The 26,263-nt window shown below is 43.1% G+C and carries 22 protein-coding genes; 16 read left to right on the plus strand and 6 right to left on the minus strand.

Features of this window, described 5'->3' with window-relative positions:
* Window positions 1–11 precede the first annotated feature (11 nt).
* From N667_RS0109220 to N667_RS0109240, 5 genes are all read left to right on the plus strand, one after another.
* Window positions 12–1,271 (plus strand): murein hydrolase activator EnvC family protein, encoded by a 1,260-nt coding sequence (locus N667_RS0109220; protein ID WP_027409306.1) that lies wholly within the window; start codon window positions 12–14, stop codon window positions 1,269–1,271.
* 516 nt (window positions 1,272–1,787) lie between these two features.
* Window positions 1,788–3,344, plus strand: a complete 1,557-nt coding sequence (locus N667_RS0109225; RefSeq protein ID WP_027409307.1) for a hypothetical protein — start codon at window positions 1,788–1,790, stop codon at window positions 3,342–3,344.
* A gap of 416 nt (window positions 3,345–3,760) precedes the next feature.
* On the plus strand, window positions 3,761–4,264 hold the full coding sequence (locus tag N667_RS20160; protein ID WP_232223943.1) for a hypothetical protein: 504 nt from the start codon (window positions 3,761–3,763) through the stop codon (window positions 4,262–4,264).
* Between the two features lie 74 nt (window positions 4,265–4,338).
* Window positions 4,339–4,809, plus strand: coding sequence for a hypothetical protein (locus tag N667_RS0109235; protein WP_027409309.1), 471 nt, complete (start codon window positions 4,339–4,341; stop codon window positions 4,807–4,809).
* 25 nt (window positions 4,810–4,834) lie between these two features.
* On the plus strand, window positions 4,835–5,866 hold the full coding sequence (locus tag N667_RS0109240) for a glycosyltransferase family 2 protein (protein ID WP_027409310.1): 1,032 nt from the start codon (window positions 4,835–4,837) through the stop codon (window positions 5,864–5,866).
* Window positions 5,867–6,221: 355 nt separating this feature from the next.
* Here N667_RS0109240 and N667_RS0109250 read toward each other — a convergent pair whose 3' ends face one another.
* Window positions 6,222–7,310, minus strand: coding sequence for a glycosyltransferase (locus tag N667_RS0109250; RefSeq protein WP_027409311.1), 1,089 nt, complete (start codon window positions 7,308–7,310; stop codon window positions 6,222–6,224).
* 1,072 nt (window positions 7,311–8,382) lie between these two features.
* Between N667_RS0109250 and N667_RS0109255 the strand changes: the two genes are divergently transcribed.
* Window positions 8,383–9,414, plus strand: a complete 1,032-nt coding sequence (locus N667_RS0109255) for a DUF3231 family protein (protein WP_027409312.1) — start codon at window positions 8,383–8,385, stop codon at window positions 9,412–9,414.
* 308 nt (window positions 9,415–9,722) lie between these two features.
* On the opposite strand, the gene N667_RS0109260 is transcribed toward N667_RS0109255, so the two are convergent.
* The gene (locus tag N667_RS0109260; protein WP_027409313.1) at window positions 9,723–10,547 is read right to left on the minus strand and encodes an MBL fold metallo-hydrolase; all 825 of its coding nucleotides are present in this window, start codon (window positions 10,545–10,547) and stop codon (window positions 9,723–9,725) included.
* Window positions 10,548–10,863: 316 nt separating this feature from the next.
* Between N667_RS0109260 and N667_RS0109265 the strand changes: the two genes are divergently transcribed.
* The 3 genes from N667_RS0109265 (at window position 10,864) to N667_RS0109275 (ending at window position 14,499) form a co-directional block, all read left to right on the plus strand.
* Complete coding sequence (locus tag N667_RS0109265; RefSeq protein ID WP_027409314.1) at window positions 10,864–11,751, plus strand: ABC transporter permease subunit; 888 nt, start codon at window positions 10,864–10,866, stop codon at window positions 11,749–11,751.
* 15 nt (window positions 11,752–11,766) lie between these two features.
* Window positions 11,767–12,693, plus strand: a complete 927-nt coding sequence (locus N667_RS0109270; RefSeq protein WP_027409315.1) for an ABC transporter permease — start codon at window positions 11,767–11,769, stop codon at window positions 12,691–12,693.
* Between the two features lie 357 nt (window positions 12,694–13,050).
* Window positions 13,051–14,499 (plus strand): S41 family peptidase, encoded by a 1,449-nt coding sequence (locus tag N667_RS0109275; protein WP_027409316.1) that lies wholly within the window; start codon window positions 13,051–13,053, stop codon window positions 14,497–14,499.
* A gap of 180 nt (window positions 14,500–14,679) precedes the next feature.
* On the opposite strand, the gene N667_RS0109280 is transcribed toward N667_RS0109275, so the two are convergent.
* From N667_RS0109280 to N667_RS0109295, 4 genes are all read right to left on the minus strand, one after another.
* The gene (locus N667_RS0109280) at window positions 14,680–15,078 is read right to left on the minus strand and encodes a GtrA family protein (RefSeq protein ID WP_027409317.1); all 399 of its coding nucleotides are present in this window, start codon (window positions 15,076–15,078) and stop codon (window positions 14,680–14,682) included.
* Window positions 15,075–16,064, minus strand: coding sequence for a glycosyltransferase family 2 protein (locus N667_RS0109285; RefSeq protein WP_027409318.1), 990 nt, complete (start codon window positions 16,062–16,064; stop codon window positions 15,075–15,077). The genes N667_RS0109280 and N667_RS0109285 overlap by 4 nt, the downstream gene beginning before the upstream one ends.
* Before the next feature lie 15 nt (window positions 16,065–16,079).
* Window positions 16,080–17,771, minus strand: a complete 1,692-nt coding sequence (locus N667_RS0109290; protein ID WP_027409319.1) for a DUF6044 family protein — start codon at window positions 17,769–17,771, stop codon at window positions 16,080–16,082.
* 148 nt (window positions 17,772–17,919) lie between these two features.
* Window positions 17,920–18,420 (minus strand): MerR family transcriptional regulator, encoded by a 501-nt coding sequence (locus N667_RS0109295; protein WP_027409320.1) that lies wholly within the window; start codon window positions 18,418–18,420, stop codon window positions 17,920–17,922.
* Between the two features lie 242 nt (window positions 18,421–18,662).
* On the opposite strand from N667_RS0109295, the gene N667_RS0109300 reads away from it, so the two are divergent.
* From N667_RS0109300 to N667_RS0109330, 7 genes are all read left to right on the plus strand, one after another.
* On the plus strand, window positions 18,663–19,856 hold the full coding sequence (locus tag N667_RS0109300; protein WP_035098535.1) for a PDZ domain-containing protein: 1,194 nt from the start codon (window positions 18,663–18,665) through the stop codon (window positions 19,854–19,856).
* 15 nt (window positions 19,857–19,871) lie between these two features.
* Window positions 19,872–20,093, plus strand: a complete 222-nt coding sequence (locus N667_RS0109305; RefSeq protein WP_027409322.1) for a CsbA family protein — start codon at window positions 19,872–19,874, stop codon at window positions 20,091–20,093.
* A 131-nt stretch (window positions 20,094–20,224) separates the two neighbouring features.
* Window positions 20,225–22,204: an excinuclease ABC subunit UvrB gene (gene uvrB / locus N667_RS0109310; protein WP_027409323.1), complete on the plus strand. Its 1,980-nt coding sequence runs from the start codon at window positions 20,225–20,227 to the stop codon at window positions 22,202–22,204.
* Window positions 22,205–22,215: 11 nt separating this feature from the next.
* Complete coding sequence (uvrA, locus tag N667_RS0109315) at window positions 22,216–25,089, plus strand: excinuclease ABC subunit UvrA (protein WP_027409324.1); 2,874 nt, start codon at window positions 22,216–22,218, stop codon at window positions 25,087–25,089.
* Window positions 25,090–25,241: 152 nt separating this feature from the next.
* On the plus strand, window positions 25,242–25,556 hold the full coding sequence (locus N667_RS0109320) for a DUF4870 domain-containing protein (RefSeq protein WP_027409325.1): 315 nt from the start codon (window positions 25,242–25,244) through the stop codon (window positions 25,554–25,556).
* 14 nt (window positions 25,557–25,570) lie between these two features.
* The gene (locus N667_RS0109325; RefSeq protein WP_027409326.1) at window positions 25,571–25,771 is read left to right on the plus strand and encodes a PspC domain-containing protein; all 201 of its coding nucleotides are present in this window, start codon (window positions 25,571–25,573) and stop codon (window positions 25,769–25,771) included.
* The gene (locus N667_RS0109330; protein WP_027409327.1) at window positions 25,768–26,112 is read left to right on the plus strand and encodes a phage holin family protein; all 345 of its coding nucleotides are present in this window, start codon (window positions 25,768–25,770) and stop codon (window positions 26,110–26,112) included. The genes N667_RS0109325 and N667_RS0109330 overlap by 4 nt, the downstream gene beginning before the upstream one ends.
* The last annotated feature ends 151 nt before the right edge of the window (window positions 26,113–26,263 follow it).

A 26,263-nucleotide genomic window follows, 5' to 3' on the forward strand; every position in this document is an offset into this window, starting at 1 on the left:
AACAAAAGGTCATGTCATTGGTAGTAGCGACCGTGCTTGGCGCAACAAGCTTTTCTCCTTATGTTGCCAACGCGGTCAGCAATCAACAAATTCAGCAAAAGCGGGATGCGATTAACAGCATTCGCTCGAAGAAATCATCGGTTCAGAGTGAAATGAACAAAGCAGACCAAGAAATCAAGCATTTGCAAACACAGCAAGCGCAATTGGATCAAGAAATTAAAAAACTCGATATGGCCGTATCAGAGACAAGCGAGAAGATTCGTAATTTATCGGAAACAATTGATAGTACAAAACAGGACATTGAAGCATTAAAGAAGCAAATTGCTGAAGTGCAAGCGCGCATTGAAAAGCGAAACGAATTGCTGAAAGAGCGTGCCCGTTCTTTGCAGCAAAGCGGCGGCGTTGTGAGCTACCTTGATGTATTATTAGGTTCGCAAAGCTTCGGCGATTTTCTCGATCGCATTAACGCCGTTACAACGATTTTCGAGGCGGACAAGCAGATTATAAAAGAACAAGAAGAAGATAAAGCGTTAAAGGAAAAGAAAGAAACGGAACTCACAGGAAAATTAACGTCGCTCCAAAGCGATTTGCAGGAACTCCAGCAATTAAAGCAACAGTTAAACGAACAAATTCATGAAAAAGATCAACTAATGGCAAAATTAGAGAAAAAAGAAGACGAGATGCATGAGCACAAAATGGCGTTAGCCGAAGAACAAGAGGTGCTGGCGAAACAAGAAGCGGCCATGAAGGCACAGCTACAGCAGCTTCTTGTACAACAGCAGCAGGAAGCGGCTAGAAGCAGTTCATCAAGTTCGACTTCGACGAGAGTTTCTAGCGGCAGCGACGCAAGTAATGTTCCTCCAGTCACCGATGGCACGTTTATGAGACCGGCAAACGGTCCGATTACATCTGGATTTGGCCCGCGTGGCGGTGAATTCCATCCAGGTGTAGATATTGGAAAACGCGCTGCCGAAGTGCCTATTGTTGCAGCCGCTGATGGATACGTCTTTCGCTCTTATTATTCTCAAAGCTACGGAAACGTTGTATTTATTACGCATCTAATTAATGGGCAAGTCTATACGACTGTATACGCACATATGGAATCACGCCTTGTCGGAGAAGGACAGACGGTTAAAAAAGGACAAATTATTGGCTATATGGGCGAAACAGGTTATGCAGACGGGCCGCATCTTCACTTTGAACTGCACCGCGGTCCTTGGAATGCACAGAAGTCTAATGCAGTGGACCCGCGTAACTATATCAACTTCTAAAATCAAATACGTTATATGGAACGATACACAACTTGTCGGCATCAGGCAAGTTGTGTATTTTTTTATGCGAAAGTGTTTTTTGTTGTTTATGCATTCTCTGTTTACTAATGATAATGATTTACTGATGTAAATGCGTTCGTAGTTCCTCCTTATACCACGTCTTTAGACAGGCATATTATTTACTTTGCAGTGATTATGATGAAATAAAATACAATTTTGCTCCATCTAATAAAAATCAAATCTTGAGGTTGCACAATATCACTTCAACTTGAATAGACTACAGCGAAACGTTCATGCGTTTTAGTTTATGTTGGTTGATGGTTGTTTGGGTAAGCAAATAACTTGAGACTAAAAGGGATTACTATTTGTGCCACAAAGTGACTGTAGCTCATTATAATGGTCATTTATGATACCAGATCGTAGGTTAACACTATTTAACTTTTTACAGAATATACTACTATAAATCGAGCGAATACAAGAATTAATCTTTAAATTTTAAAGTGAGGGGGAACAAAAGTGTCACAACCTAATTTACCCAATATTACTCCAGCTATTTCTCTAAATCGAGATGATGCAATAAATCTGCTACTAGCCTCAATTGCTATTGAAGAAATTGGTTTGGCTCATATCATTAATGCAGAAGGGGAAAAAATTCAATATGCGTTAGGTACAATTCCAGGATTGCCTACATCAGCTACACTTCAAGAAATTTTGGAAGTCAATGAAAGTGTCCAAAGCACCTTGGCAATGGCGTTAAAAAAGGAACTATTGTTAGACAATAAATTAGCGCAGGTAACACAGATGATTCCTAGTGGATCAATCGGGCCCGTGGGACCAACCGGACCAACGGGAGCCACCGGACCAGTGGGACCAACGGGGCCAACGGGACCGACGGGACCAGTGGGGCCAGTAGGACCAGCAGGGCCAGTAGGGCCAACTGGAGCAACGGGACCGACGGGACCAGCGGGACCAGTAGGACCAACGGGAGCAACGGGGCCAATGGGGCCAACGGGACCGGTGGGACCAGCAGGACCAACGGGAGCAACGGGGCCAACGGGACCGACGGGACCAGCGGGACCAGTAGGACCGGCGGGACCAGTGGGACCAACCGGGCCAGCGGGACCAGAGGGGCCAACGGGACCAGCAGGACCAACGGGGCCAACGGGACCGACGGGACCAGCGGGGCCAGCAGGACCAGTGGGACCAACGGGAGCCACCGGAGCAACGGGGCCAACGGGACCAGCAGGGCCAGTAGGGCCAACCGGAGCAACGGGAGCCACCGGACCAGCGGGACCAGCAGGGCCAGCAGGACCAGTGGGACCAACGGGACCGACGGGACCAGAGGGACCAGCAGGACCAGTGGGACCAACGGGAGCCACCGGAGCAACGGGGCCAACGGGACCAGCAGGGCCGGTAGGACCAACCGGAGCAACGGGAGCCACCGGAGCAACGGGGCCAACGGGACCAGCAGGGCCAGTAGGGCCAACGGGAGCAACGGGGCCAACAGGGCCAACAGGGCCAGTAGGGCCAACGGGAGCAACGGGGCCAACAGGGCCAACAGGGCCGACGGGACCAACAGGACCAATCGTTGCAGCTAATGGTTTCTCTGCATTTACGAGTGCGCTAGGAGTTACTGGTTCTGAACAAATTACTGGCTGGACAGTCACGACACCGTTTTACGGTAGCCCTAATTTTAATCCAGTGACGGGAGTTTATACCGTTCCTACATCCGGTAGATACTCTATTTTTGCCACTATCAACTATTCAACAACTGCTGCATTAACTTTGAGTTTAGGACCCGGTGTGAACCCGGCATTTGTAGTTCGTCGAATCACTCCTACTACGACCAATCTGATAACGGGATTATTCCCTATACTAAACGTTAACGTTGCGTTAGTACTTACATTAAGAGCAGTGCTTGGTAGCGGTACGGTCACTTTAAGCGGGGATGTTGAACTGACGGCGGGCGATCAAATTGGTTTATTTTATGAGGCAAATGGTCTGACAATTGCATTGGATTTAGGCGGATCGACTGGTGCCGGGATTGTTTGGTCTATACACCAAATTTCTTAGTTTAGTTGAAAGGCTGGATGCGTTTCGCATGCCAGCCTTTCATTTTCAATTGTTTAGGTAGCCGAAATATACAGGTGACCCGTGAATAAATTTATTTAGCCGAGGACTTGTCTATTTCGGTAATATTCATTAATCATCTACATAGTATCTATATAGGTAAATGTACTACTTTAAGAATAAGGAGAGGAAACATAAGAATGACGAGAACAGCATTAGGTTTTCATTGTAAATAAAAGAGAGGGTAGCAATATATGGTAGACATTTATTATTAGAAAAGAACATTGGCTGGTCATCAAGTAAGACTGAGAGCTGGATTCTTTTTAGATAAATTCTCCTAAGTAAAATTATTAAATCATGGCTGGAATAGAAAAGAAATCTTGCTTTAAACATTATAAACTACTGGGGGTAAAGGTAAAATGTCAACTCCTAACATTCCTAACATTACACCTACTATATCTTTAACGCGTTGTGAAACTATCCATTTATTGTTATCATCCATTGCCTTAGAAGAAATTGGACTGTCGCATATTTTGAATGCTGAGGGTGAAAAGCTTCAGCATTTTTTGAAAACGTGCCCTGATGATTTACATGATTATTTGCAAATAAATGAAAGTATTAATCAAATCCTTCGTACGATAGTGAAGTCTCAAATATTATTACAATTCAAATTAGAAAATGTTATTTCTTTGGATTGTGATGCATGTTGTGAAAGTTCCTCTCATTGTGAGCACCATGATTGTAGTAGGTGTTGTAAAAAATGTTCTCATCATAAGCATTGTAATTGTGATAAATGCCATGAAAAACACTCTCAGCACAAACCGCGCGGCTGCCCGCAACAAGATCCTAAAAATCATTCGTGCTATGATTTTTTCCGAAACTATTATAATCTTTACTGTGATGAGCAGCGTGATGAAGAATGACTTTATTCTTAAAGTATGATATACATTTTCTATATTACTTAGAGGGCATGATTAAGTATGGAAGGAGAAAGTAAATGCAAAACAAACACCCGTCTATACAAGATGCATTCATTAAAAGCGAAGCAAGTTACTTCAAATACTTTCAGTCCTTCTGCCAATATATTATTAATTATTTTTTTTCTCTGTCTTATTGTCACTCTTCTCAGCAGGAGCAGCTTCTTGCTGAGAGGTATCTCCTTCAGTCCTTAATGTTAATGGAGAAAGTTCATATGCATCTTTACTTTCGTCGCATTCTTTTGGGACAACTAGGCTTTTTAGAAAAAGAAGCAAAGTGTTATGATCAAAGGAATAAAAATTGCCATACTTTAAGGTATTTAATGAATATCATTCGTCAACATCAATTTTTGAAAGAGGAACATAAACATCTTTGTAAAAAAATTACATCTCAAATACTGACTTACTACTCATCTGAAGGGAATATTAGAATTATAATAGATGCCCCGTTGGTTCCACCATGGAAACCGGAATCTCAATCACTCTCTTAAATCAAATAAAGGTTGTGATGTGTCAATGGGCAATCCATCTATTTCGTTGTGCATGATGGTAAAGAATGAGGAAGACTTTATCGAACAATGTTTAGCCAGTGTGCAAGAAGTAGTAAATGAAATCATCATCGTAGACACTGGATCTACTGATAATACTATATCTATTTGTGGAAAATTCCAAACAAAGATATATCAATATGCCTGGAATAATCATTTTGCTGATGCACGAAATTTTGGTTTGTCTAAAGCTAGTGGAGACTGGATTTTATGGATGGATGCTGATGAGGAGTTAGAGCAAGGCAAAAGCGATCTAATACGGCAATCAATCCAGAAAACGAAATCACCTGTACTTTTATTGCCTATAATCAATTATTACGGAGATGGGTTTCCAGTTCAAGAAAACCAGACTTTTTTATGCTATCAGCCGCGCCTCTTTCGAAATCGTGTGGGCATTCAATTTTTGAATCGAATTCATGAAACACTACATTTACCAGACGATTTTCTTTCATATGATCTATCTGAAACTGTTGATGTTTCTTTGCATCATTATGGATATATAAAAGAAGTCACACAAAGAAAAAATAAAGGATATCGCAATAAACAGTTACTAATGGAAGAAATGAATGACCCTAACCACAGCCCTTGGGTTGAATATCATTTAGCAAGCGAGTTCTATCGTGAAAATAATTATACTCTTGCTTTTAGCTATATTAATGCCTCCATCCTAAAATTTTTACTTCATCAAATGAAGCCACCGGCTATCGCATATCGCCTTAAATACGCGATATTAATGGAAACAAATAGTATTGATGGAGCATGGCCTGGTATTGAGAAAGCCATACTTTTGTATCCAGACTATGTCGATCTTCATTTTATTAAAGGGTATATCCTGTTTCAAAAGGGCATGTATAAAGAGGCTTTAGCTGCATTTGAAAAATGTCTAGAACTTGGTGAAGATAATATAAACTACCTGATTTTGAGGGGAACAGGAAGTTTTAAGGCGATTAAATATAAAGAATTGTGCCTAAATAAAATAGAAACAGAAAATACGTTTTAACATATTCACTAGGAAGTCTCCCACCTTTAAACGACGTATAGGTGGGAGGGATTTATGCTGTGAGTTTTATTAAACCCAAGAATTTGGGGGATTATTTAATTTCAATTGATTACGCTAATATTTTTGAACCGATCTTACATTTAATGAAGAATAAAATTGATATTATAAATGTTTCTTCAAGTTTTATATAGCGTAAGAATTTGTATACCTTTTGAAAAAATATATATTCGACTGTTCGGATTAATCGATGATCAGGTCCCATTTTGAAATTTAAATACAGCTCTGTATATGGGGAAATCGTAGCACATAAAATGAAAGTAGCTCCTCTAACGAAATAAAGAAAAGCATCATGCAATTAAATTTTATTAAAATATTTCTTGAAAAACTCTTCATTATATTGCACTCGAGCATCTGTTGGTTTATATTTTTTTGCTTGATTATGATGCTCAAATGATAGTTCTTTTTCTCCGATGTGCCAGTAGCAGAAGCATAATTGTAAATGCGGATACCATGTTGAATAGCTGCTCTGTCTAAAGCCCATAGTGTCTTCAAGGTCTACTTCCAGTGCTAGCCGATACCAAAGAATTGCTTTTTTGAACATTCCTCTTTCTTTGTACAAGTCTCCAAGTCTACAAGAGACTTCTGGTCTTGGAACATCATACATAATAGAACGAGCAAGAGCCTCGATTTCTTTCTCCGTGTTACCTAAATTTCTGTAACATGATGCTAAGTTAATGCAAGCGCGAATTTCGTCCTCAATCCATCCTTTTTTGGTCTCTAAGAAATTCTGATAATACATAATTGCTTTTTCAAACTGGCCGTGATCTGCTAATTCATTAGCATAATAAAATAAATCTCTTGGAGTAAACTTTTCCCCTTTTTTTAGACGATTCTCATATATCATTAAGTTACGATTACTTGGTACATTTGCGCTTGACTTATCCGATTTTCTATGTGTAATGGCTATGTCTGATGCGATAATATTTCCACCTACTTCTAAGTATTCATGCACAGCACCTACCCATTTGAAATGTCGCTCTCTTTTTACTAAGCGATGTCTTCTATAGCTAAAAGTCGGATTTCCATCTTCATCAAAAGCAATATGATATAGCATGGAGACAGCGTCAATCGTTCCATCAAGCTCTGCTTTAAGTTTTTTAAATTTTTCTCGGTCTTCCTCCAACAATATGTCATCGGCATCCATCCAAAATATATAGTCCATCGTTGCTTTGCTGAATGCAAAATTTCTAGCTGCTGAAAAATCATCAATCCACTCAAAGTCAAATATTTTATTAGTAAATTCACCAGCAATCTCCTTTGTTTTATCTGTTGATCCCGTGTCAACGATAATGATTTCATCACATATGTCTTTTACACTATTTAAACATTGACGAATAACTTCCTGTTCATTTTTTACAATCATACACAAACTAATTTTGTACATATATCCATCACCACCCACCATATAATCATTTTTAATTATATGATTGTTACATTTAACACATTCACCGTGAAATCTCCCACCTCTAAGCGAAGTGTAGGTGGGGGAGGCTTATAGACAGAGAAGTTGTTTTTTGCTTACTTTAAAACGATTCAAAAGATGGATTAGGCAATTCGAGGGTACATGCTTATAACCACTATCGGTTTAAAAAACTAAACGGCCTTTCCCCGATTGAATGAAACATTGCCTCTTACCCTTGAGCTTGTACAGTCGCCTTCACACGATAAGTCCTAGGAAGAATATCTCTAAATAAATACAAACCTCCCGCGTTCGTCTTTGTAATATCAATCACCGTCTCCCCATTAGAAATGGAATAGAGGACTACAGTAGTATTAGCAATTGATTGGCTGGTGGATTTATCCGTGGCAAATCCGCTGACCGTCCCTATATTCGCATCTGGGTTCACCGCAATCATCACGTTAGCTGGTGCGAACGTTCTTTCAGAAAGAGTCGTACTTCCTCCGATAAATTAAGAGGAAAATGACCAACGATGTTGCTGTTGATATAAATGGTACTTCATTCGCGTCAAATAGCCTTACCATTGCTAAGGAAATCGGTATCTCATCTGACCGCCGAACACCTCTGAAATATCTCCCGCATTCGATGGAGGCGTTAAATCTGCCGTCACCTCTTCATGGCAAGTGATCGTTGCGAGAGTAGTTTGTGTTAACATATAACGCTCTACAATCGCTATGTGTAATATCGTCGTACATCAAATTCATTATACGAACTATAGTGTATGAACAAGGGTGATTAGTGCTTGAGGCATGTCCTATGGCCTGGCTGATTTTCTCTTCATAATAAAGAAATTCTCTAGTTATGAATGATGATATAGTGATCGATGTCTGAATTATTTTTAAGGAGGCTTTGAAACTTTTGTATGATGTATAGGATTTTCGTTGTTTTTATGGATTTGCATTCAATAAATTACAAATAATAGGGGATGATAGCACATAGAAACCATTAATTTCTGTACATAATACAAGTAATGAGACAGATCGAAGGAGGAATAAACATGGTTCCGAGTGAGAGTATGAACAATCCAACACCCAATTATATAAGGCTTACGGCTCCTGAAGTGGCCGCTCTTTGGTCGCAGTATCAGAACGATACAATGGCGATTTGTGTTTATAAATATATGTTAAATATTGTGAAAGATACGTCCATTCGTCCCATTTTAGAGTTTGCCTTGAATTTAGCAGAGAACCACGTTGCAAAAGTGAAGGATTACTTAAGTCAGGATGAATTCCCTATTCCTCAAGGATTCAATGATGCTGATGTGAATTTAGATGCTCCGAGACTGTTTTCAGACGAGATTTGTTTAACGTATTCCTATTTGATGGCTGTTAATGGCATGGCGTTATATGCTGGCGCCGTCGCCACAAGCATCCGGAAAGATGTCAGGGATTACTTTATTCAATGCCAGGATGAATCGATGAAGCTCTTTAGCGAGTCATTAGATCTCCTATTGCAAAAAGGATTTGTATCCAGACCTCCATACATTTATCCATCTAAAGGGAGAGAGTTTATTGAAAGCAAACGTTTTATGGGAAGTTTTTTGGGGGGGAAAAGACCTCTAACCTGCGTAGAGATTAGTCATGTATTTTGGGATTTGAAAAAAATTCAGTTAAGCAAAGCCTTCACGATGGCATTCGCCCAAGTAGCTAAATCCAAAGAAGTGAGTAAACATTTATGGCGAGGCGTAGAGATTTACGCGAAACAAATTGAAGTGATGGAATCCATCTTATCTCAAGAGCAGCTTCCTTCCCCGAAATCAGAAGAGGCAGAAATTACGAATTCAACGGTGGCCCCCTTTTCTGATCGCTTAATGATGCATCATAAAGGCATTTTTGGTTCCACTACGATGGCTCTGTATGGAACAGCCGTAGGATCGTGTCAACGTGCAGACTTACCGCTTCATTACGCAAGATTCATGGCGGAGCTCGCACAGTATATGGAAGATGGGTTTAGCATCATGATTAAAAATAAATGGGTAGAACAGCCGCCAATGGCGGAAGATCGAGAAGCATTAGCGATACGACAGTGACCAGGAAAAGTGGAAGTGATTCTTTGGAGTATCGCGATCCTTGGGTTTGGCCAGTTTCTAAACAAAAAATATTTAACATATCCACCGAGAAATCTCCCACCTCTAAACGAAGTGCAGGTGGGAGAGGTTTATAACTGAATGCCGAAATGTCTTATGAAATGAATGAAGAGAATATCGCGTAAAGAAGAATCTAAAAACCTCCCTCATTTGGTCATTTATAAAGACAACCTTAAATAGATGGCTAATGAGAATCTTCTTTATTGATTTTGCACGCTTTTTCGGTACCTATTACAGAGTAGGATTATTGCTTACGTTGTGAATAATTTCCCTTCTAGAGCAGCAATATATCTTTCCGCCGATTTTTGTACCGATTCATTAGCGTTTTCAACTACAATTCGATGGAAAGCATTGTACAGCCGATCGAACTTTAGTTTTTTTACTCTATCCGCTATTTCCGCTACTTTTTTAGCCGGCAGGGGGATTAGGTTTGGATAGCTATACATGAAGCTTACCCACTTGCGATCTGCTACTACTTGAATAATATCCCCTGTCAGAAGTACTCCTTTGCCATTGTTGCCGTTTTCCCAATGAAGGACTGTTCCGCCTTTAAAGTGCCCTCCGAGACGATGAAGAGTAAGACCTTCTGATAATGCTAATGTTTCTCCTGACCAAAATTGAATCCTATCGCTTGGACGCATGACCCATTCTTTATCATCTTCATGGATATAAATAGGGGCATCTAGGGCCTCTGCCCACTCAACTTGAGTTGAGTAGTAGTGCGGATGGGAGAGGGCGATAGCGTGAACGCCTCCTAGCTTTTTTACTTCCCCCAATGTTTTGCCGTCTAGGTATGTAATACAATCCCATAGGAGATTGAAACTTTTGTTTTGAACAAGATAGGCTGTCTGGCCAATGGCGAATTCCGGATTTGTTGTAATGCTGTATAGACCTTCTTCTTCGTGAAGGATTTCGTTTTTGTATACATTGCTTTCACGCATGATTTCTAAGGTCGTCCAAGATTGGCCATTTGGATGAACGTACTGGCGCTCTTCGTCACAAATGGCACATCTTTGCGGCGGCTCTGAAGATAGAGGGTATTGGGTGCCGCAAGTTGTACAAATAAAATACGGCATCATTACACTTCCTTTCCAATAATGGTTTTTCCTCATTTTACACTTCTATATGATGTAAATACATTCCTTTTCCAAATGGAAAATTAGAAAGATTTTACTAAAATCACTATACAGGTAGCAAATTGCATTAGCTTCGTAACGCGCTTTTCAAGCCATGTATATCCGTCTAGTATAGGTTTTTGTGGGGATTGGAACACGTATAATGTATTTTCTGTACGTTGAGTATACAAAATATTTAAAATATTGACGAATCATGCGATCATTGCAATAATTTAGATAGTATTGTCTAAAAAAGTAAAATAATGGGGGCTTAAACATGTCATCCCTTAAATTTATCATTCATCAAATACTAGGTGTTATTTTGTTGCTGATTCTTGCTGCTTTGCCGCTGCATTTTTTTAGCGATGGCAGCCGTGTTGTTTTTCAACCGTATGGAATTGTGGAAGAGATCAAAAGGTTTGTAATGGGCTTATGGAGCGGCGAATCTTTATATTATTTTCAAGGGGATCGCAGCAGGTTTTTGCTTGATGATTTAACCAGCTTCTTTCTATCGTCTTATATGTACTTAACCGTTTCGCTATTGGCTGTCGTTGTATTAGCTTTAATTTTGGGGATATGGTTTTGGAAAAAAAGTGAACAATGGCTCAATTCCTTTTTGGGGTTTATTGGATTTCTCCCTGATTTTATTTTAATACTTTTATTGCAGTTGCTTCTCGGTTTTATTTATAGCAAAACGGGCGTGAAAATCGCCAAAGTCGCTTCGTTTTCCACCGATGATCCAGCCGTATTTTTACCGATTTTGACGTTAACGGTTCTGCCTCTTTTTTATTTAGTGAGAGCACTAAACGAAAAGACGTTCGAAGTTCTTACAGAAGATTACATTTTAACAGCAAAATCAAAAGGGTTGTCCAAACGTTATATATATCTCGTCCATGTCACGAGCAATGTATTGCCATTTTTAAAAGCGGATCTATACAAAATAGTAGGCATTTCCATCAGCAATTTGTTTATTGTCGAGTATTTATACAATACTAGAGGTTTAACCGAGTTGCTTTTCGAATATCCAACCCATTTTGGCTATCAGTACAATCTGGTGGTGATCACGCTGTTTTCGTTTTTGGCGCTATATGTTGGAACGTTGTTCACAATCAAGCTTTTTCTATTTTTGGCAGAAAAGATTTTTATGAGATTTTATTTCTTATAGAAAGGTTTTGATTCGATGTTGAGGGGCAACCTAAAGTTAATCATTGGCCTAATCATGCTTGCGATATTTTTGGTGATTGCTATTATCGGTCCTTCTATTGCTCCTTATGGGATCAACGAGACTGCAAAGATGGAATATGTTACAACAAAGCAAGGCGGAACATTAATGGCGCCGCCGTTTCCCCCTTCGAAGAAGCATATTTTGGGAACCGACCGCTGGGGCTATGATATTTTATCGTTGTTATTATACGGTGCTAGATTCACTTTATTTACGGTATTGATTGTGTCGTTCTTAAGGGTAGCGATGGGCGGATTGCTCGGATTCATTTTCGCGTTAAATAAACATGCCCTAGACCGCCCTAAAAATAAAGTGAAGGTGAATATATTCAGCGGTCTTCCTATATTTATTTTTATATATTTCATCTTATACCGAATTAATTTACAGCCCGTTATGCGTCCTGTTACGCTTACTATAATAGCCGGAGTTTTGATGGTCCTTTTAGGAGTTATGAATGTGTACAATGTTGTGTACGGCAAAACGATAGAAATAAAAAAAAATTTATACGTCACTGCGGCATTCTCAATGGGCGGAAGCAGATGGCACATTATGAAAAAACATATATGGCCCGCGATGAAAAGTCAGATGTTAATCATTTTTGTCAATGAAATGATTCAAGTGATGCATCTAATCGGTCAACTCGGGATTTTTAATTTATTTTTAGGGGGTACGATCGTTCAAATGGATCCGCCCCTTGCTATTTCGGTGACAAAAGAATGGGCGGGGTTAATCGGCCAGTTTCGCTCGTCTTTTTATTACTCACGATGGATCATTATGTTTCCATTATCGTGCTACTTGCTATTGCTTCTCGCTTTTTATTGGGTTGCTCAAGGTCTGATCAAGCGAGAGAAATTAATACAAAGAAAGCAACCTTTCCTGTCTTAACCAGAAGTTTTGCCTGATACAAATGAGTGTGAATGGCAAGGCGGGGAACGAAGAAGTATCATTAGCATACGAGGAGAGTTCACCCAACAACGATGGGTGGGCTCTTTTTGCATTAATAAGGGCAGATTGTTCCATGTGCCTTGCCTGTAAATCACGCTTGTCAAAACCTAGTAGACTAACCAATTTGTCCGGGGGTATAACCATATCAGTTGAGAAAACGTGTTTAACCGTGTAAACTGATATTGCATGTATGTAATCATAAGCTGTACAAGCTGTTCATATAATGGTGATAAAGGGCATCGCACGGCACGTTGTGTGGTGCCTTTCGTTGCATGGTGTAGGTGAGGAGGAGAAAAGATGAATAAAAAGACAACAGCGATGCTAATGGCTGTATCCATGTTAGTTGGAGCAGGCGGAACGTATGCCGGGATGCAGATGGCGGACCGAAATGAGGATAACACTCCGCTGATTCAGCCAATGCAAACAACAAAAGAAACGACGAAAAGCGAGGAGGAAGAACTCAAGAAAGTCGAGCAGGCGTATGAACTGATCAAAAGCCGGTATGTGCAAAAAGTGAATGACGAAAAATTGATTGAAGGTGCGATTCAAGGGATGATCAGCACGTTAAATGACCCGTATTCCGTCTATATGGACGAAGAAACAGCGCATCAATTTAACGAGTCGTTAAACTCATCCTTTGAAGGCATCGGCGCTGAAGTGAGCATGGTTGATGGAAAAGTGACGATCGTGGCTCCATTTAAAAACTCGCCAGCGGAAAAGGCCGGGCTGAAACCGAACGATCAAATTGTGAAAGTGAATGGTCAAAGTCTAGAAGGGCTTGATTTGTATGAAGCGGTATTAAAAATTCGCGGGAAAAAAGGAACGACGGTTCAGCTGGATATCCTTCGTCCCGGCGTGAAAGACGTCATTAAAGTGAAAGTTGTTCGCGATGAGATTCCAATTGAGACGGTGTATGATTCTGTTAAAACGTATAACGGCAAAAAGGTCGGCTATCTAGAAATCACTTCGTTCTCGGAAAATACAGCGCAAGATTTTAAGAAGAAGCTTACAAAATTAGAAGATGACAAGATCAATGGACTTGTTATCGATGTGCGCGGCAATCCGGGCGGATATTTGCAGAGCGTCGAGGAGATCTTGAAGCAATTCATCCCGAAAAGCAAGCCATACGTGCAAATTGAAGAGCGCAACGGCCATAAACAGCAATTTTACTCGGATTTAGCTGCGAAAAAGCCGTATCCGATTGTTGTATTGATTGACAAAGGAAGCGCATCGGCTTCGGAAATTTTAGCAGGAGCGATGAAAGAAGCAGGCGGCTATAAGCTCGTCGGGGAGACGTCATTCGGAAAAGGAACGGTGCAGCAAGCGATTCCGATGGGAGATGGAAGCAACATTAAGCTTACGCTTTATAAATGGCTTACTCCTGAAGGACATTGGATTCATAAAAAAGGAATTAAACCGGATGTAGCAGTAAAGCAGCCGGAGTACTTCCATGCGACGCCGATTCATATCAACAAACCGTTAGTATATGATATGAATAACGAGCAAATTAAAAGCGCACAGCAAATGCTCAAAGGCCTTGGCTTTGACCCAGGACGCGAAGACGGTTATTTTAGCAAGGAAACGACAGCGGCGGTAAAAGCATTCCAAAAGGCGAACAAGCTGCCGGTTACCGGAAAAATTGATAAGCAGACAGCCGCTGTACTCGAAACGAAAGTGCTTGAGGCGGTTCGCAATGATAACAATGATGAACAATTAAAGGCCGCGATGAAAGTGTTGTTCCAGTAAGCAAAAAGGGACTGTCTAATAAGTCCCGAAAATAAGTGACGCACGTGGAGAAAAACAACTCGTTTTTCTCCGCGTGCCTTTATATTTTTGTCTGAAAGTGGCTGCCGGCTATTTTCAGTGTATGGTGAGCTGACGCTACAAACCGAAAAAGGCTCTATCCTATCATGGATAGAGCCTTTTTTACCGAGCAAACACAATGCGTTTTTGGCCGAAGTAGTTAAGAATCGTATAGAGTGCGGTTCCAAATAAAATCGCTACATCATCTAAATAGTCGTGAGGTAGGATGGAAACAAGGCCAAGCGCCCAATAGGCTAATTGTTTTCCAAGACGATAAGCAATAAAGTAACATGTCATAATCACGAAGATGAAACGCACAGCGCTGTTGGCAATCGGCGCATTGCTGCGAAACGTAAACAGCCGGTTTAAAATGTAGCTGACGATCGCCCCGATCGTATTGCCGATCAGCGTCGCCCACCAATACGAAAGGTGGGCGAGATGAAGAAGCAAGTACATCGAAGAAAGCCCGACAGCAGTATTCAAGAGTCCGACAAGCAAAAAGCGAAAGAAAGGGCGATTCATACATTCACCCGTTCTTTCTGCCGCGTCTTCATCCGCAAGGCATATAAATTTTCTTCAATGGCAAACCGCGGCCGCCGTTTGACTTCTTGATAAATTTTCCCGATATATTCACCGATGAGCCCGACGCTCATTAGTAAAAGGCCGCCGATGAGCCAAATCGAAATCATAATCGATGTCCAGCCAAGTTCGGTACGCCCCAGCAATTTCACAATCAATGCGTATGCGCCGGCAATGCTGCTAAGAAAGAATGAGAGAAAGCCGATCAACGTAATAAAGCGAATCGGTGCGACACTAAATGATGTCATGCCGTCAAAGGCAAATGCGAGCATTTTTTTCAGCGGGTATTTTGACTCCCCGGCAAAGCGTTCCTTTCGGTCGTAGAATACTTTTGTAGAACGGAATCCAAGCAGCGGGACGATGCCGCGCAAAAATACATTCGCCTCCCCATATCGGCTCAGTTCATCTAACGCCCGCTTGCTCATTAACCGGAAGTCGGCATGGTTATAGACGAGATGAATGCCGATTTTTCTCATAAAACGGTAAAAGCCTTGTGCAGTGGCCCGTTTAAAAAATGTATCTGTTTCGCGGCTGCGGCGCACGCCATATACAATATCGAACCCTTCCCAATATTTGACGATAAATTCCCGAATGACGCTTACGTCGTCTTGCAAATCAGCATCAATCGAAATGACGCAATCGGAATATTCTTTTGCCGCCTCTAATCCGGCGAGAAGCGCCCGCTGATGTCCGAAGTTGCGGGATAGTTTGACACCGGTCACAAAGGGGTTTTTTTCGCTTTCCCCGACGATGAGCTCCCATGTACGGTCTTGGCTTCCATCGTCGACAAACAACAGTTTGCTTTCTGCTGCGATGAGATGTTCAGACTGCAAATCTTCTAATACGTTTGTTAACTGTCGCGCTGTTTCTAGAAACACTTCTTCTTCGTTATAGCAAGGAACGACAATCGTTAACACTGGCTTTTTCATCATGCTCTTCCTCCTTTACTCGACTTCGTATAAATAAATCTTCCAAACAGATTCCGAGTCTGTGAAAGTTTTTAACAGGCGAAGATGATTTTCTTGTGCGTTCATAATCGGAACGGAGGAAAAGAGGTAGCGTCCTCCCATTTTCTTAAACACGGCTGTATTCAACTGAAGGTGACGAATTTTTTTATGCGATGTTTTACGAAAATCATAATGTTTTCCAAGCTCAGCTGAAAAAATATAAACGCGGTTGCCCCAATGATCGAAGTAATCTTTTAATTCAGGGCTTTTATCCAGCTCTTTTGCGATGATTTTACGAAATTCGTGCTTATAGGATAGCGGGTAAAAGTTGTTATATGTATCAAGCGTATAAAACCCGTTATATTGAGCAATGACCGGATGCAGTCCGATGCTGGCGACCCGATAAGAGCTTTGCGGCTTCCCAATATACTCTTTAATTTCATGAAATAAATGTTCCGCATAAAATTCTTTAAATGACGGAGTGCCAGCTATGCGATAGCGAATTTCTTCATTGAACGCCCCAAGCAGCATCGTTTGCAAAATAAGGGCAACCATCGCTAAGTTTCGCCATTTTTTCGTTTGCCGCCAAAGAATTTGTAGGGCCAAAGCGAAATCCAAATAAATAACAAGCGGACGCAAAAAGTGAAAGCGGGCAAAATTAAACGTATTTAACAGCGCAAACTGCTCTTTTAGCGGTTGCCACCCTTTATAAAACCAAAACGCATACCAAGTCGACAGGACAAAATTTAAAACGAACAAGAAAAGAAATCGTTTTTCGACTGTCCCTTTTTCGCTTTTCATGACAGCAAATATGAAAGCGATAAACAGAATCGGCAAAATCACATATGTATGCAATGTCATTACATGAGTATGGCCAAACAAATAGTTTTTAAAAACGAGACGGATCGTGTGCCAAAATCCGAGAGTCGAAGAAACAAATTCGTTTCGACTTGTCGGTTCTTCGCCGAACAGCAAAGAAAGAACAAGACGATATTCAATAGCTAGAAATATCGCGGTCATGAAAGCGATACTGCCAAGGAACGGGACATTCCACCGTTTTTTAGCGGCCAGATCGCGGAGCCAAAGAAGGGCCATCGCTGTTAAAAAGAAGAAAAACCCGAGCACGAAGCTCGCATAAAACGGAAGAAGGGCGAGAGTCAGCCATTCTTTCCATGACGCCTTTCCTTCGCGGATGGTTAAAAACGCCCAAAGTGCAAGCGGCATGCCAAGCGTGCTCAGCATTCCCGACGGCCAAAAAGGGGTGAGAGCAAATGTAAGAGCCACCCCGACGCGAATAAGATAGAACTCTTTCTCCTGTAAAAAATGTCGCTTTAATAGTAAATACATGCCGAGAAAAGCGAATGCGCGCGTAATTGTTTGGCTCAAAGCATACGCCGTCATCGACGAAAAGAGCGCATGAAGCCAGACGATGCCGCTGAATTCGGTTCCGTAAGCGTTGCGCGGCAGTCCATTGATGACTTGCGGAATCGTAGCATTAATAGAGCCAAACAATTCGCCGCTTCGTACGAGCACTTTATACCAAGCGATGTTCGAATCTAAGTTATCATGAACGCGAATATGAGCATTTTCTCCGAGAATGTACAGCGGAGAAAGATAAAGGATTAACAAGAGCACGGCGATCCATATAGAGATTTGTTCCCTTTTTCTGAATGTTAGACTGTCCTGCATTGCTGCTCTCCGCTCCTTTCTGCTCATATTAGTTTTTCAGAAAGCGGGATTCATTATAAACAAAAATGATTAAAAAAATATAAGAAATCTATAAGAAAAGGCAAAAACCTCTCGAGTTTTTGGAAAATAATCGAGAGGCTTCCGTTTTTTATGCGAATATACTCATAATTCGACCGATGCCGCGGCGCTTTTTCCTTTTGGCCGATTCATCTAATTGCCGCTGTCGGTTTGCTTGTTCTAGAAGGTTGACGCGTTCTTCAAGCTTGCGAATATAGGCGTTGAGTTCCTCAATTTCTTGGCGGTGTTGCAACAGTTGGAATGAAACGACTTCATCGGCTTTTTGTTCAAGCTGTCGTTCAATGCGTTGAAGGCGTGAGGCAAATTTGTCAAAGTGCGGTTGAAAATGGGTGGAGAAAAACGTTTCCGGGCGTAGAAGGGCTTTTTCGTTTTCTTCTTCAATTTCCAACTCTTCGAGAGCGGCTCCGTGCTCGAACTTGATTTGCTCAAGCAGCGTAAGGGTTTCCGGGTCAAATACGTAATGGCCGGCCTCGTTTTTGTGGCAAGGAATGTTATACTTTTTTACCCAGCGTTGGACGGTTTTCGGCGACACCCCAAGACGTTTGGCGACATTGCTTGTTTTTAATTCCATCGTTCTTCCTCCCCTGTTTCTTCTTGTTTATATCATTTTTCCATCGGATGGCGATTTCCTTTTCGCTTGACAAAACTAGTGTCGATTCGGCAAAGAAAGTGGGGATGCGAAACGATTCGTCAACTGCTGGAAAAAGATGTTGAAAAAAATATGTTGACAATCATAGGATTTATGAAAACGATTTGCTAGAATGGAAAGTAGACTGGAAGAAACGTTTTTAAAAACTATAGGGGGTGATCCGTTTGTGGTCTGTATGGGCATTAGAGCTGTTAAAAGGGTTCGGCCGTTTATTTACGCAACCTTTGTTGTATTATGGAATATTGCTTGCGGGTTTTGTCGGATGGCGTCGGATGAGCAGAGAAAGAAGCCATTTTCATATTCGAGTGTACGATTGGTTCCATGAGAGCGCCTTTTTTTGGCGCAGCGGTCTCGGATTTGGGCTTCTTTTTTCACTTGTGACCGTTGCAGCAGGCACGGTTGTTCCGTCTGATTTTGTGATGCTGCTATCCTACGTAACTATCGCTGCTAGTTTAACGCTGCAAATACGGTTATTATCGCCTGCTTACACTGTTGGCACAGCTATTTTTATTGTGTTGGTGCTAGCAAAATATGAAAAAACAAAACCGTTTTTCTCCGATTATTTTCCGAATTTGCAAGAAACAAACGTTTCTGCTGTCGTGATGCTGCTTGCCTTGCTTTTATTAACGGAAGCGCTTCTTATTTTGCGGAACGGCGGAATCGGCACTTCACCGCAATTAACGAGAAGTAAACGAGGATTGATTGTTGGTGAGCATTGGGTCGAGCGGCTTTGGTTTGTGCCGATGCTGCTTCCGGTTTCTAACGGAACGGTTCTGTCTTCTTTCTCGTGGTGGCCGCTGTTCCCGGCAGGTGATGGCTCGTACTCGCTAATGTTCGTTCCATTTTTGCTCGGTTTTTCGCAGCGTATTCAAGGAATGCATCCGCAGCTGTCGATTCGAGCAGCCGGAAGACGAGTCATGGTGCTGGCATTCGCTGTCTTTGCGGGGGCTATGGTAAGCTATTGGTACGCTCCGTTAGCGATTGTTGTTGCGGCTCTCGCGTTTTTGGCGAGAGAGTGGCTGGCGTTTTGGCAGCACGTGCAAGACCGTTCGCAGCCGCCGTACTTTGCGCGTCGTGCGCAAGGCCTCGTTATTTTGGGCATTCTTCCGAAATCGAAAGCCGAGAAAATGGCGCTGCAAATTGGTGAAATTATCGTGAAAGTGAACGGAATTCCTGTGAAAACGGAAGAGGAGTTTTACGAGGCGCTTCACCGCAACCGCGCATTCTGCAAGCTCGAGGTGCTCGATGAAAATGGGGAAGTTCGTTTTGTCCAAGGCGCGTTATACGAGGATGAACATCATGAACTAGGATTGTTGTTCGTGCGTGAGAGACAAAAATGGACATCGAAAGCTGTATAGTAAGGGGTTTTGTGTATGTGGTTTATCATTGCGTTAATTGTGCCGTTTTTATTAGTGGTGTTATTTACTAGAGTTACTTACAACTATTATGTCGGAACGCTACTGACCGTTGCTTTACTGGTGGCATCGTATGTCAAAGGATATACGAATGAACTGCATGAAGTATTGGCAGACATCGTATCTACAACAGCCGGGTTTTTATATGCACAAAAAATGGTAAAAAAATTTAAGAAGTAAAAAACGCTTTCCTTTTGGAAGGCGTTTTTTTTTGGAAAAAATAACGAATATAAGTTCGCGTTTTTTGTGCATCTTTCTTTTTCATATGGTACAATAAGCATTAGGATGAACGCGAGAGGAGGCGCAATGAAGTGGAAGGACGGTTCGAATTAGTGTCAGCCTATAAGCCGCAAGGGGACCAGCCGAAAGCGATCGCTCGGCTCGTCGAAGGCATTCGGCAAGGCGCCAAGCATCAGACGTTATTAGGAGCGACGGGAACGGGAAAGACGTTTACGATTTCTAATGTCATTCAGCAAGTAAACAAACCAACGCTTGTGATTGCCCATAATAAAACGTTGGCGGGGCAGCTTTACAGCGAGCTGAAAGAGTTTTTCCCGAACAACGCGGTTGAATATTTTGTCAGCTACTATGATTATTATCAGCCGGAAGCGTACGTCCCGCAGACGGATACGTACATTGAAAAGGACGCGAGCATCAATGATGAAATCGATAAACTGCGGCACTCGGCGACATCGGCTTTGTTTGAACGGCGCGATGTCATTATTGTTGCCAGCGTGTCATGCATCTATGGATTAGGTTCTCCGGAAGAATATCGCGAGCTCGTTGTTTCGCTGCGGGTTGGAATGGAGATCGAGCGGAATGAATTGCTGCGCCGTTTGGTGGATGTGCAATATGCACGCAACGATATTGATTTCCAGCGCGGAACGTTCCGCGTGCGCGGCGATGTCGTTGAAATTTTCCCAGCTTCGCGCGATGAGCATTGCATCCGCGTCGAATTTTTCGGAGATGAAATCGAGCGCATTCGCGAAGTCGATGCTTTAACGGGAGAAATTATTGGCGAGCGGGAACATGTCGCGATTTTCCCAGCGTCCCACTTCGTCACGCGCGATGAAAAGATGCAGCTGGCGATTCAAAACATTGAGAAAGAATTGGAAGAGCGGCTGCAAGAATTAAGAGAGCAAGGAAAGCTGCTAGAAGCGCAGCGCTTGGAGCAGCGGACGCGCTACGATCTTGAAATGATGCGGGAAATGGGGTTTTGCTCAGGCATCGAAAACTATTCCCGCCATTTGACGTTAAGACCGCCGGGTTCGACTCCTTACACGCTGCTCGATTATTTTCCTGATGATTTCCTTATCGTCATCGATGAGTCGCACGTCACGCTGCCGCAAATTCGCGGCATGTATAACGGCGACCAAGCGCGCAAGCAAGTGCTCGTCGACCACGGATTCCGCCTGCCGTCGGCGCTTGACAATCGCCCGCTCACTTTCGAAGAGTTCGAGCAAAAAGTCAACCAGATTATTTATGTGTCAGCCACACCGGGACCGTATGAACTCGAACACAGTCCAGAAGTCGTGGAGCAAATTATTCGCCCGACAGGACTGCTTGATCCAACGATTGATGTTCGTCCGATCCAAGGACAAATTGATGATTTAATTGGAGAAATTCATGAGCGCGTGAAGCGGAACGAGCGGACGCTTGTGACGACATTAACGAAAAAAATGGCGGAAGATTTGACGGATTACTTAAAAGATATCGGCATCAAAGTGGCGTACTTGCATTCAGAAATTAAGACGCTAGAACGCATTGAAATCATTCGCGATTTGCGTCTTGGCAAATACGATGTGCTCGTCGGCATTAACTTGCTAAGAGAGGGATTAGATATTCCAGAAGTATCGCTTGTTGCGATTTTAGATGCCGATAAAGAAGGATTTTTGCGCTCGGAGCGTTCGCTGATTCAGACGATTGGCCGCGCCGCCCGCAATGCGAACGGTCATGTGATTATGTATGCGGATACGATTACAAAATCGATGGAAATTGCCATTAATGAAACGAAGCGGCGCCGTACGATTCAAGAGGCTTACAACCGCGAGCACGGCATTGTGCCGCAGACGATTAAAAAAGATATTCGCGACGTGATTCGGGCAACGTTTGCGGCGGAGCAGCCAGAAACATACGAAGAGAAGCGAGAGTATGGCAAGATGACGAAAAAAGAGCGGGACAAGCTTATCGAAAGCTTAGAAAAAGAGATGAAAGAAGCAGCCAAAGCGCTTGATTTTGAACGCGCGGCCGAACTGCGTGATTTAATCTTGGAGCTCAAAGCGGAAGGGTGACGAAAAAGCTTATGGCAATGGACAAAATTATTATCAAAGGAGCAAGAGCCCATAATTTAAAAAATATTGATATTGAAATTCCACGCGATCAGCTCGTAGTATTAACTGGTTTATCTGGCTCGGGAAAATCGTCGCTTGCGTTTGATACGATTTATGCAGAAGGGCAGCGCCGTTATGTTGAATCATTGTCGGCGTACGCCCGCCAATTTTTAGGACAGATGGATAAGCCGGATGTCGATGCGATTGAAGGGTTGTCTCCGGCGATTTCGATCGACCAAAAGACAACGAGCCGCAATCCGCGTTCGACTGTCGGCACGGTAACGGAGATTTATGACTATTTGCGCCTTTTATTTGCTCGCATCGGGCATCCTGTTTGTCCAGAACACGGCATCGAAATTACATCGCAAACGATCGAGCAAATGGTCGACCGCATTTTAGCGTATCCGGAGCGAACGAAAATTCAAGTGTTGGCGCCTATTGTCTCTGGACGAAAAGGGACGCATGCCAAAACGCTTGAGGACATTAAAAAGCAAGGATATGTACGCGTGCGCATCGACGGCGAGTTGCGGGAGCTGTCCGAAGAGATTGAACTCGAAAAAAACAAAAAGCACTCGATCGAGGTCGTAGTCGACCGCATCGTTGTCAAAGAAGGAGTGGCTTCGCGTCTTGCCGATTCGCTTGAGACGGCACTCAAACTCGCGGATGGCAAGGTAATTATCGATGTGGTTGGGGAAGAAGAGCTGCTGTTTAGCGAGCGCCATGCTTGCCCGTATTGCGGTTTCTCAATCGGCGAGTTAGAGCCGCGCATGTTTTCATTCAACAGCCCGTACGGCGCGTGCCCAGATTGCGACGGATTGGGGGCGAAATTGGAAGTTGACCGCGATCTTGTCATTCCAAATGATGAATTGACGCTGCGGGAACACGCGATTGCCCCATGGGAGCCACAAAGTTCGCAATATTATCCGCAGCTGTTGGAATCGGTGTGCCAGCATTACGGCATCGATATGGACGTGCCGGTGAAAGACTTGCCGAAAGATCAGCTCGACCGCATTTTGTACGGAAGCGGCGGCGAAAAAATTTATTTCCGCTATGAAAACGACTTTGGCCAAGTGCGGGAAAACTATGTGGAATTCGAAGGCGTCATTCCAAATGTCGAGCGCCGCTACCGCGAAACAAGCTCGGATTATATTCGCGAGCAGATGGAAAAATATATGGCGGAACAGCCATGCCCAACGTGTAAAGGCAATCGTCTGAAAAAAGAAAGCTTGGCCGTGTTGGTGGGCGGCAAACATATTGGCGAGGTGACGAAATTTTCCGTAACCGAGGCGCTTGCGTTTTTCCAAAACTTGCAGCTGAACGAAAAAGAGCAGAAAATCGCTCATATGATTTTGCGCGAGATTATTGAGCGCCTTGGCTTTTTAAACAACGTTGGCCTCGATTATTTAACGCTCAGCCGCTCCGCGGGCACGCTGTCAGGCGGGGAAGCGCAGCGCATTCGCCTTGCAACGCAAATCGGCTCACGCTTAACAGGCGTGCTTTACATTTTGGACGAGCCGTCCATTGGCTTGCACCAGCGCGACAATGATCGATTGATTGCCACATTGCAAAGCATGCGGGATATCGGCAATACGCTCATCGTCGTCGAACATGATGAAGACACAATGCTTGCTGCGGATTATCTCATTGACATTGGCCCAGGTGCTGGAATTCACGGCGGGCAAGTGGTGGCTGCCGGAACGCCGGAAGAAGTGATGAACGATCCAAACTCGCTGACAGGCCAATATTTGTCAGGGAAAAAATTTATTCCGCTGCCGCCGGAACGCCGCAAGCCGGACGGGCGGTGGATCGAAATTGTCGGAGCGAGAGAAAACAATTTAAAAAATGTGTCTGTGAAAATTCCGCTCGGCACGTTTGTTGCCGTCACCGGCGTGTCCGGTTCCGGCAAAAGTACGCTTGTCAACGAAATTTTGCATAAGACGCTCGCGCACAAATTGCATGGAGCGAAGGCGAAGGCGAAGCCGGGCGAGCACCGCGCGATTAAAGGCATTGAGCATTTAGACAAGGTGATCGACATTGACCAATCGCCGATCGGGCGGACGCCGCGCTCGAATCCGGCGACGTACACCGGCGTATTTGACGATATTCGCGAAGTGTTCGCAGCAACGAATGAAGCAAAAGTGCGCGGATATCAAAAAGGACGGTTCAGCTTTAATGTCAAAGGCGGCCGCTGTGAAGCGTGCCGCGGCGATGGGATTATTAAAATTGAAATGCACTTTTTACCGGATGTGTACGTCCCTTGTGAAGTGTGCCACGGCAAGCGCTACAACCGCGAAACGCTCGAAGTGAAATATAAAGATAAAAACATTGCCGAAGTGCTAGAGATGACGGTCGAGGATGCGCTCGAGTTTTTTGAAAACATTCCGAAAATTAAGCGCAAACTCCAGACGATTTATGATGTCGGCTTAGGCTATATTCAGCTCGGGCAGCCGGCGACGACGTTGTCGGGCGGGGAAGCCCAGCGCGTAAAATTGGCATCTGAATTGCACCGGCGTTCGACAGGGCGCACGCTTTACATTTTGGACGAACCGACGACCGGTTTGCATGTCGATGACATCGCCCGGCTGTTAAAAGTGTTGCAGCGGTTGGTCGATAACGGCGATACAGTGCTTGTGATTGAACATAATCTCGATGTGATTAAAGCAGCCGACTATATTATTGACCTTGGTCCAGAAGGCGGCGACAAAGGCGGTCAAATCGTGGCAGCCGGTACACCGGAAGAGGTCGCAGAAGTCGAAGGTTCTTACACAGGCTTCTATTTAAAACGAATTTTAGAGCGCGACCGCCAGCGGATGAAAGAATTATATGAAATACAGGTGTCCCAGTAAAACGGGACACCTTTTTTGTTATGCAGAAAGCAGCTAAATTACGAGAGAATTTTTATATGGACCCTCTTCAACATTTTTTCAATTAGGGAAGACATCCCGAAACTTTTGCTAATGTTCTTCGTATATATTGAGTAAAGAAAGGAGCGATCACCGTGGATTCGTCCAAATTGTTAGCAGCCGCTTGTTATTTTAGTGTGTTTTTTGCGCCGTTTCTTTTTCCGCTCGTCGTTTATTTTGTGACGACGGATGTTCAGGTGAAAGGGCATGCGAAAAGATCGTTGCTGTCCCATTTGCTTCCGCTTGTATTTTTCGTTATTGCGGTGGGAAGCATAGCATTAATAGCGATCGTACAAAACGAAACATTTGTCGTTGTTCCATTTATCGGCATGATCGTATCAGGCATTGTTTCTTTCATCGTTGTCGTTTGGAATGTGGTAAAAGGAGTTAAAGTATTACAGGAAGCTTAGAATGGAGTGGAATTATGGCGAAAAAACTGGTTCGATCAACTCATGACCGCAAAATAGCGGGAGTGCTGGGAGGATTGGCTGCTTATTTCCAAATAGACTCGACAATGCTTCGCTTGCTTTTTGTTGTGCTCCTTCTTTTTACAGGAATGATGCCGTTTATGCTTTTGTACGTTATCGCAGCGCTCATTATGCCTAACGAGGCGACTGGGGCATGAGATGGCTCGCTCATATTGTCGTAAATGCGGTGTTGTTGATGGCTCTGGCTGGCTATTTTCATTCGATTCACCTATCCGGTGTCGGGGCCGCTCTTTTGGCAAGTGTGATATTATCCATTCTCAATACATTTATTAAACCTATTTTAATTTTGCTGACGCTTCCGGTAACGGTTTTAACGTTTGGGCTATTCTTATTTGTGATTAACGCCTTCACCCTTTTATTGACATCTTGGATCATGGGAGATTCGTTTACAATTGATAGCTTTGGTTCTGCTTTGTTTGCTTCATTAGCTCTCTCGCTTTTCCATCTTATCATTGAAGCAATTACTGATAATGACTGAACGTTCCGCTTATGCGTGAACGTTTTTTCTTTTTTTCACATGTACTTAGAAAAGTGATGAACCTCTCCCACCTACATTTCATTTAGAGGTGGGAGTTTCTTACCACTCGATCAAAGAAGCTTCAGCGCAGAAGGAGGCGGTCTTCTTCGGC

It is taken from the genome of Anoxybacillus tepidamans PS2 (genome assembly GCF_000620165.1).
Classification (GTDB): Bacteria; Bacillota; Bacilli; order Bacillales; family Anoxybacillaceae; genus Anoxybacteroides; species Anoxybacteroides tepidamans_A.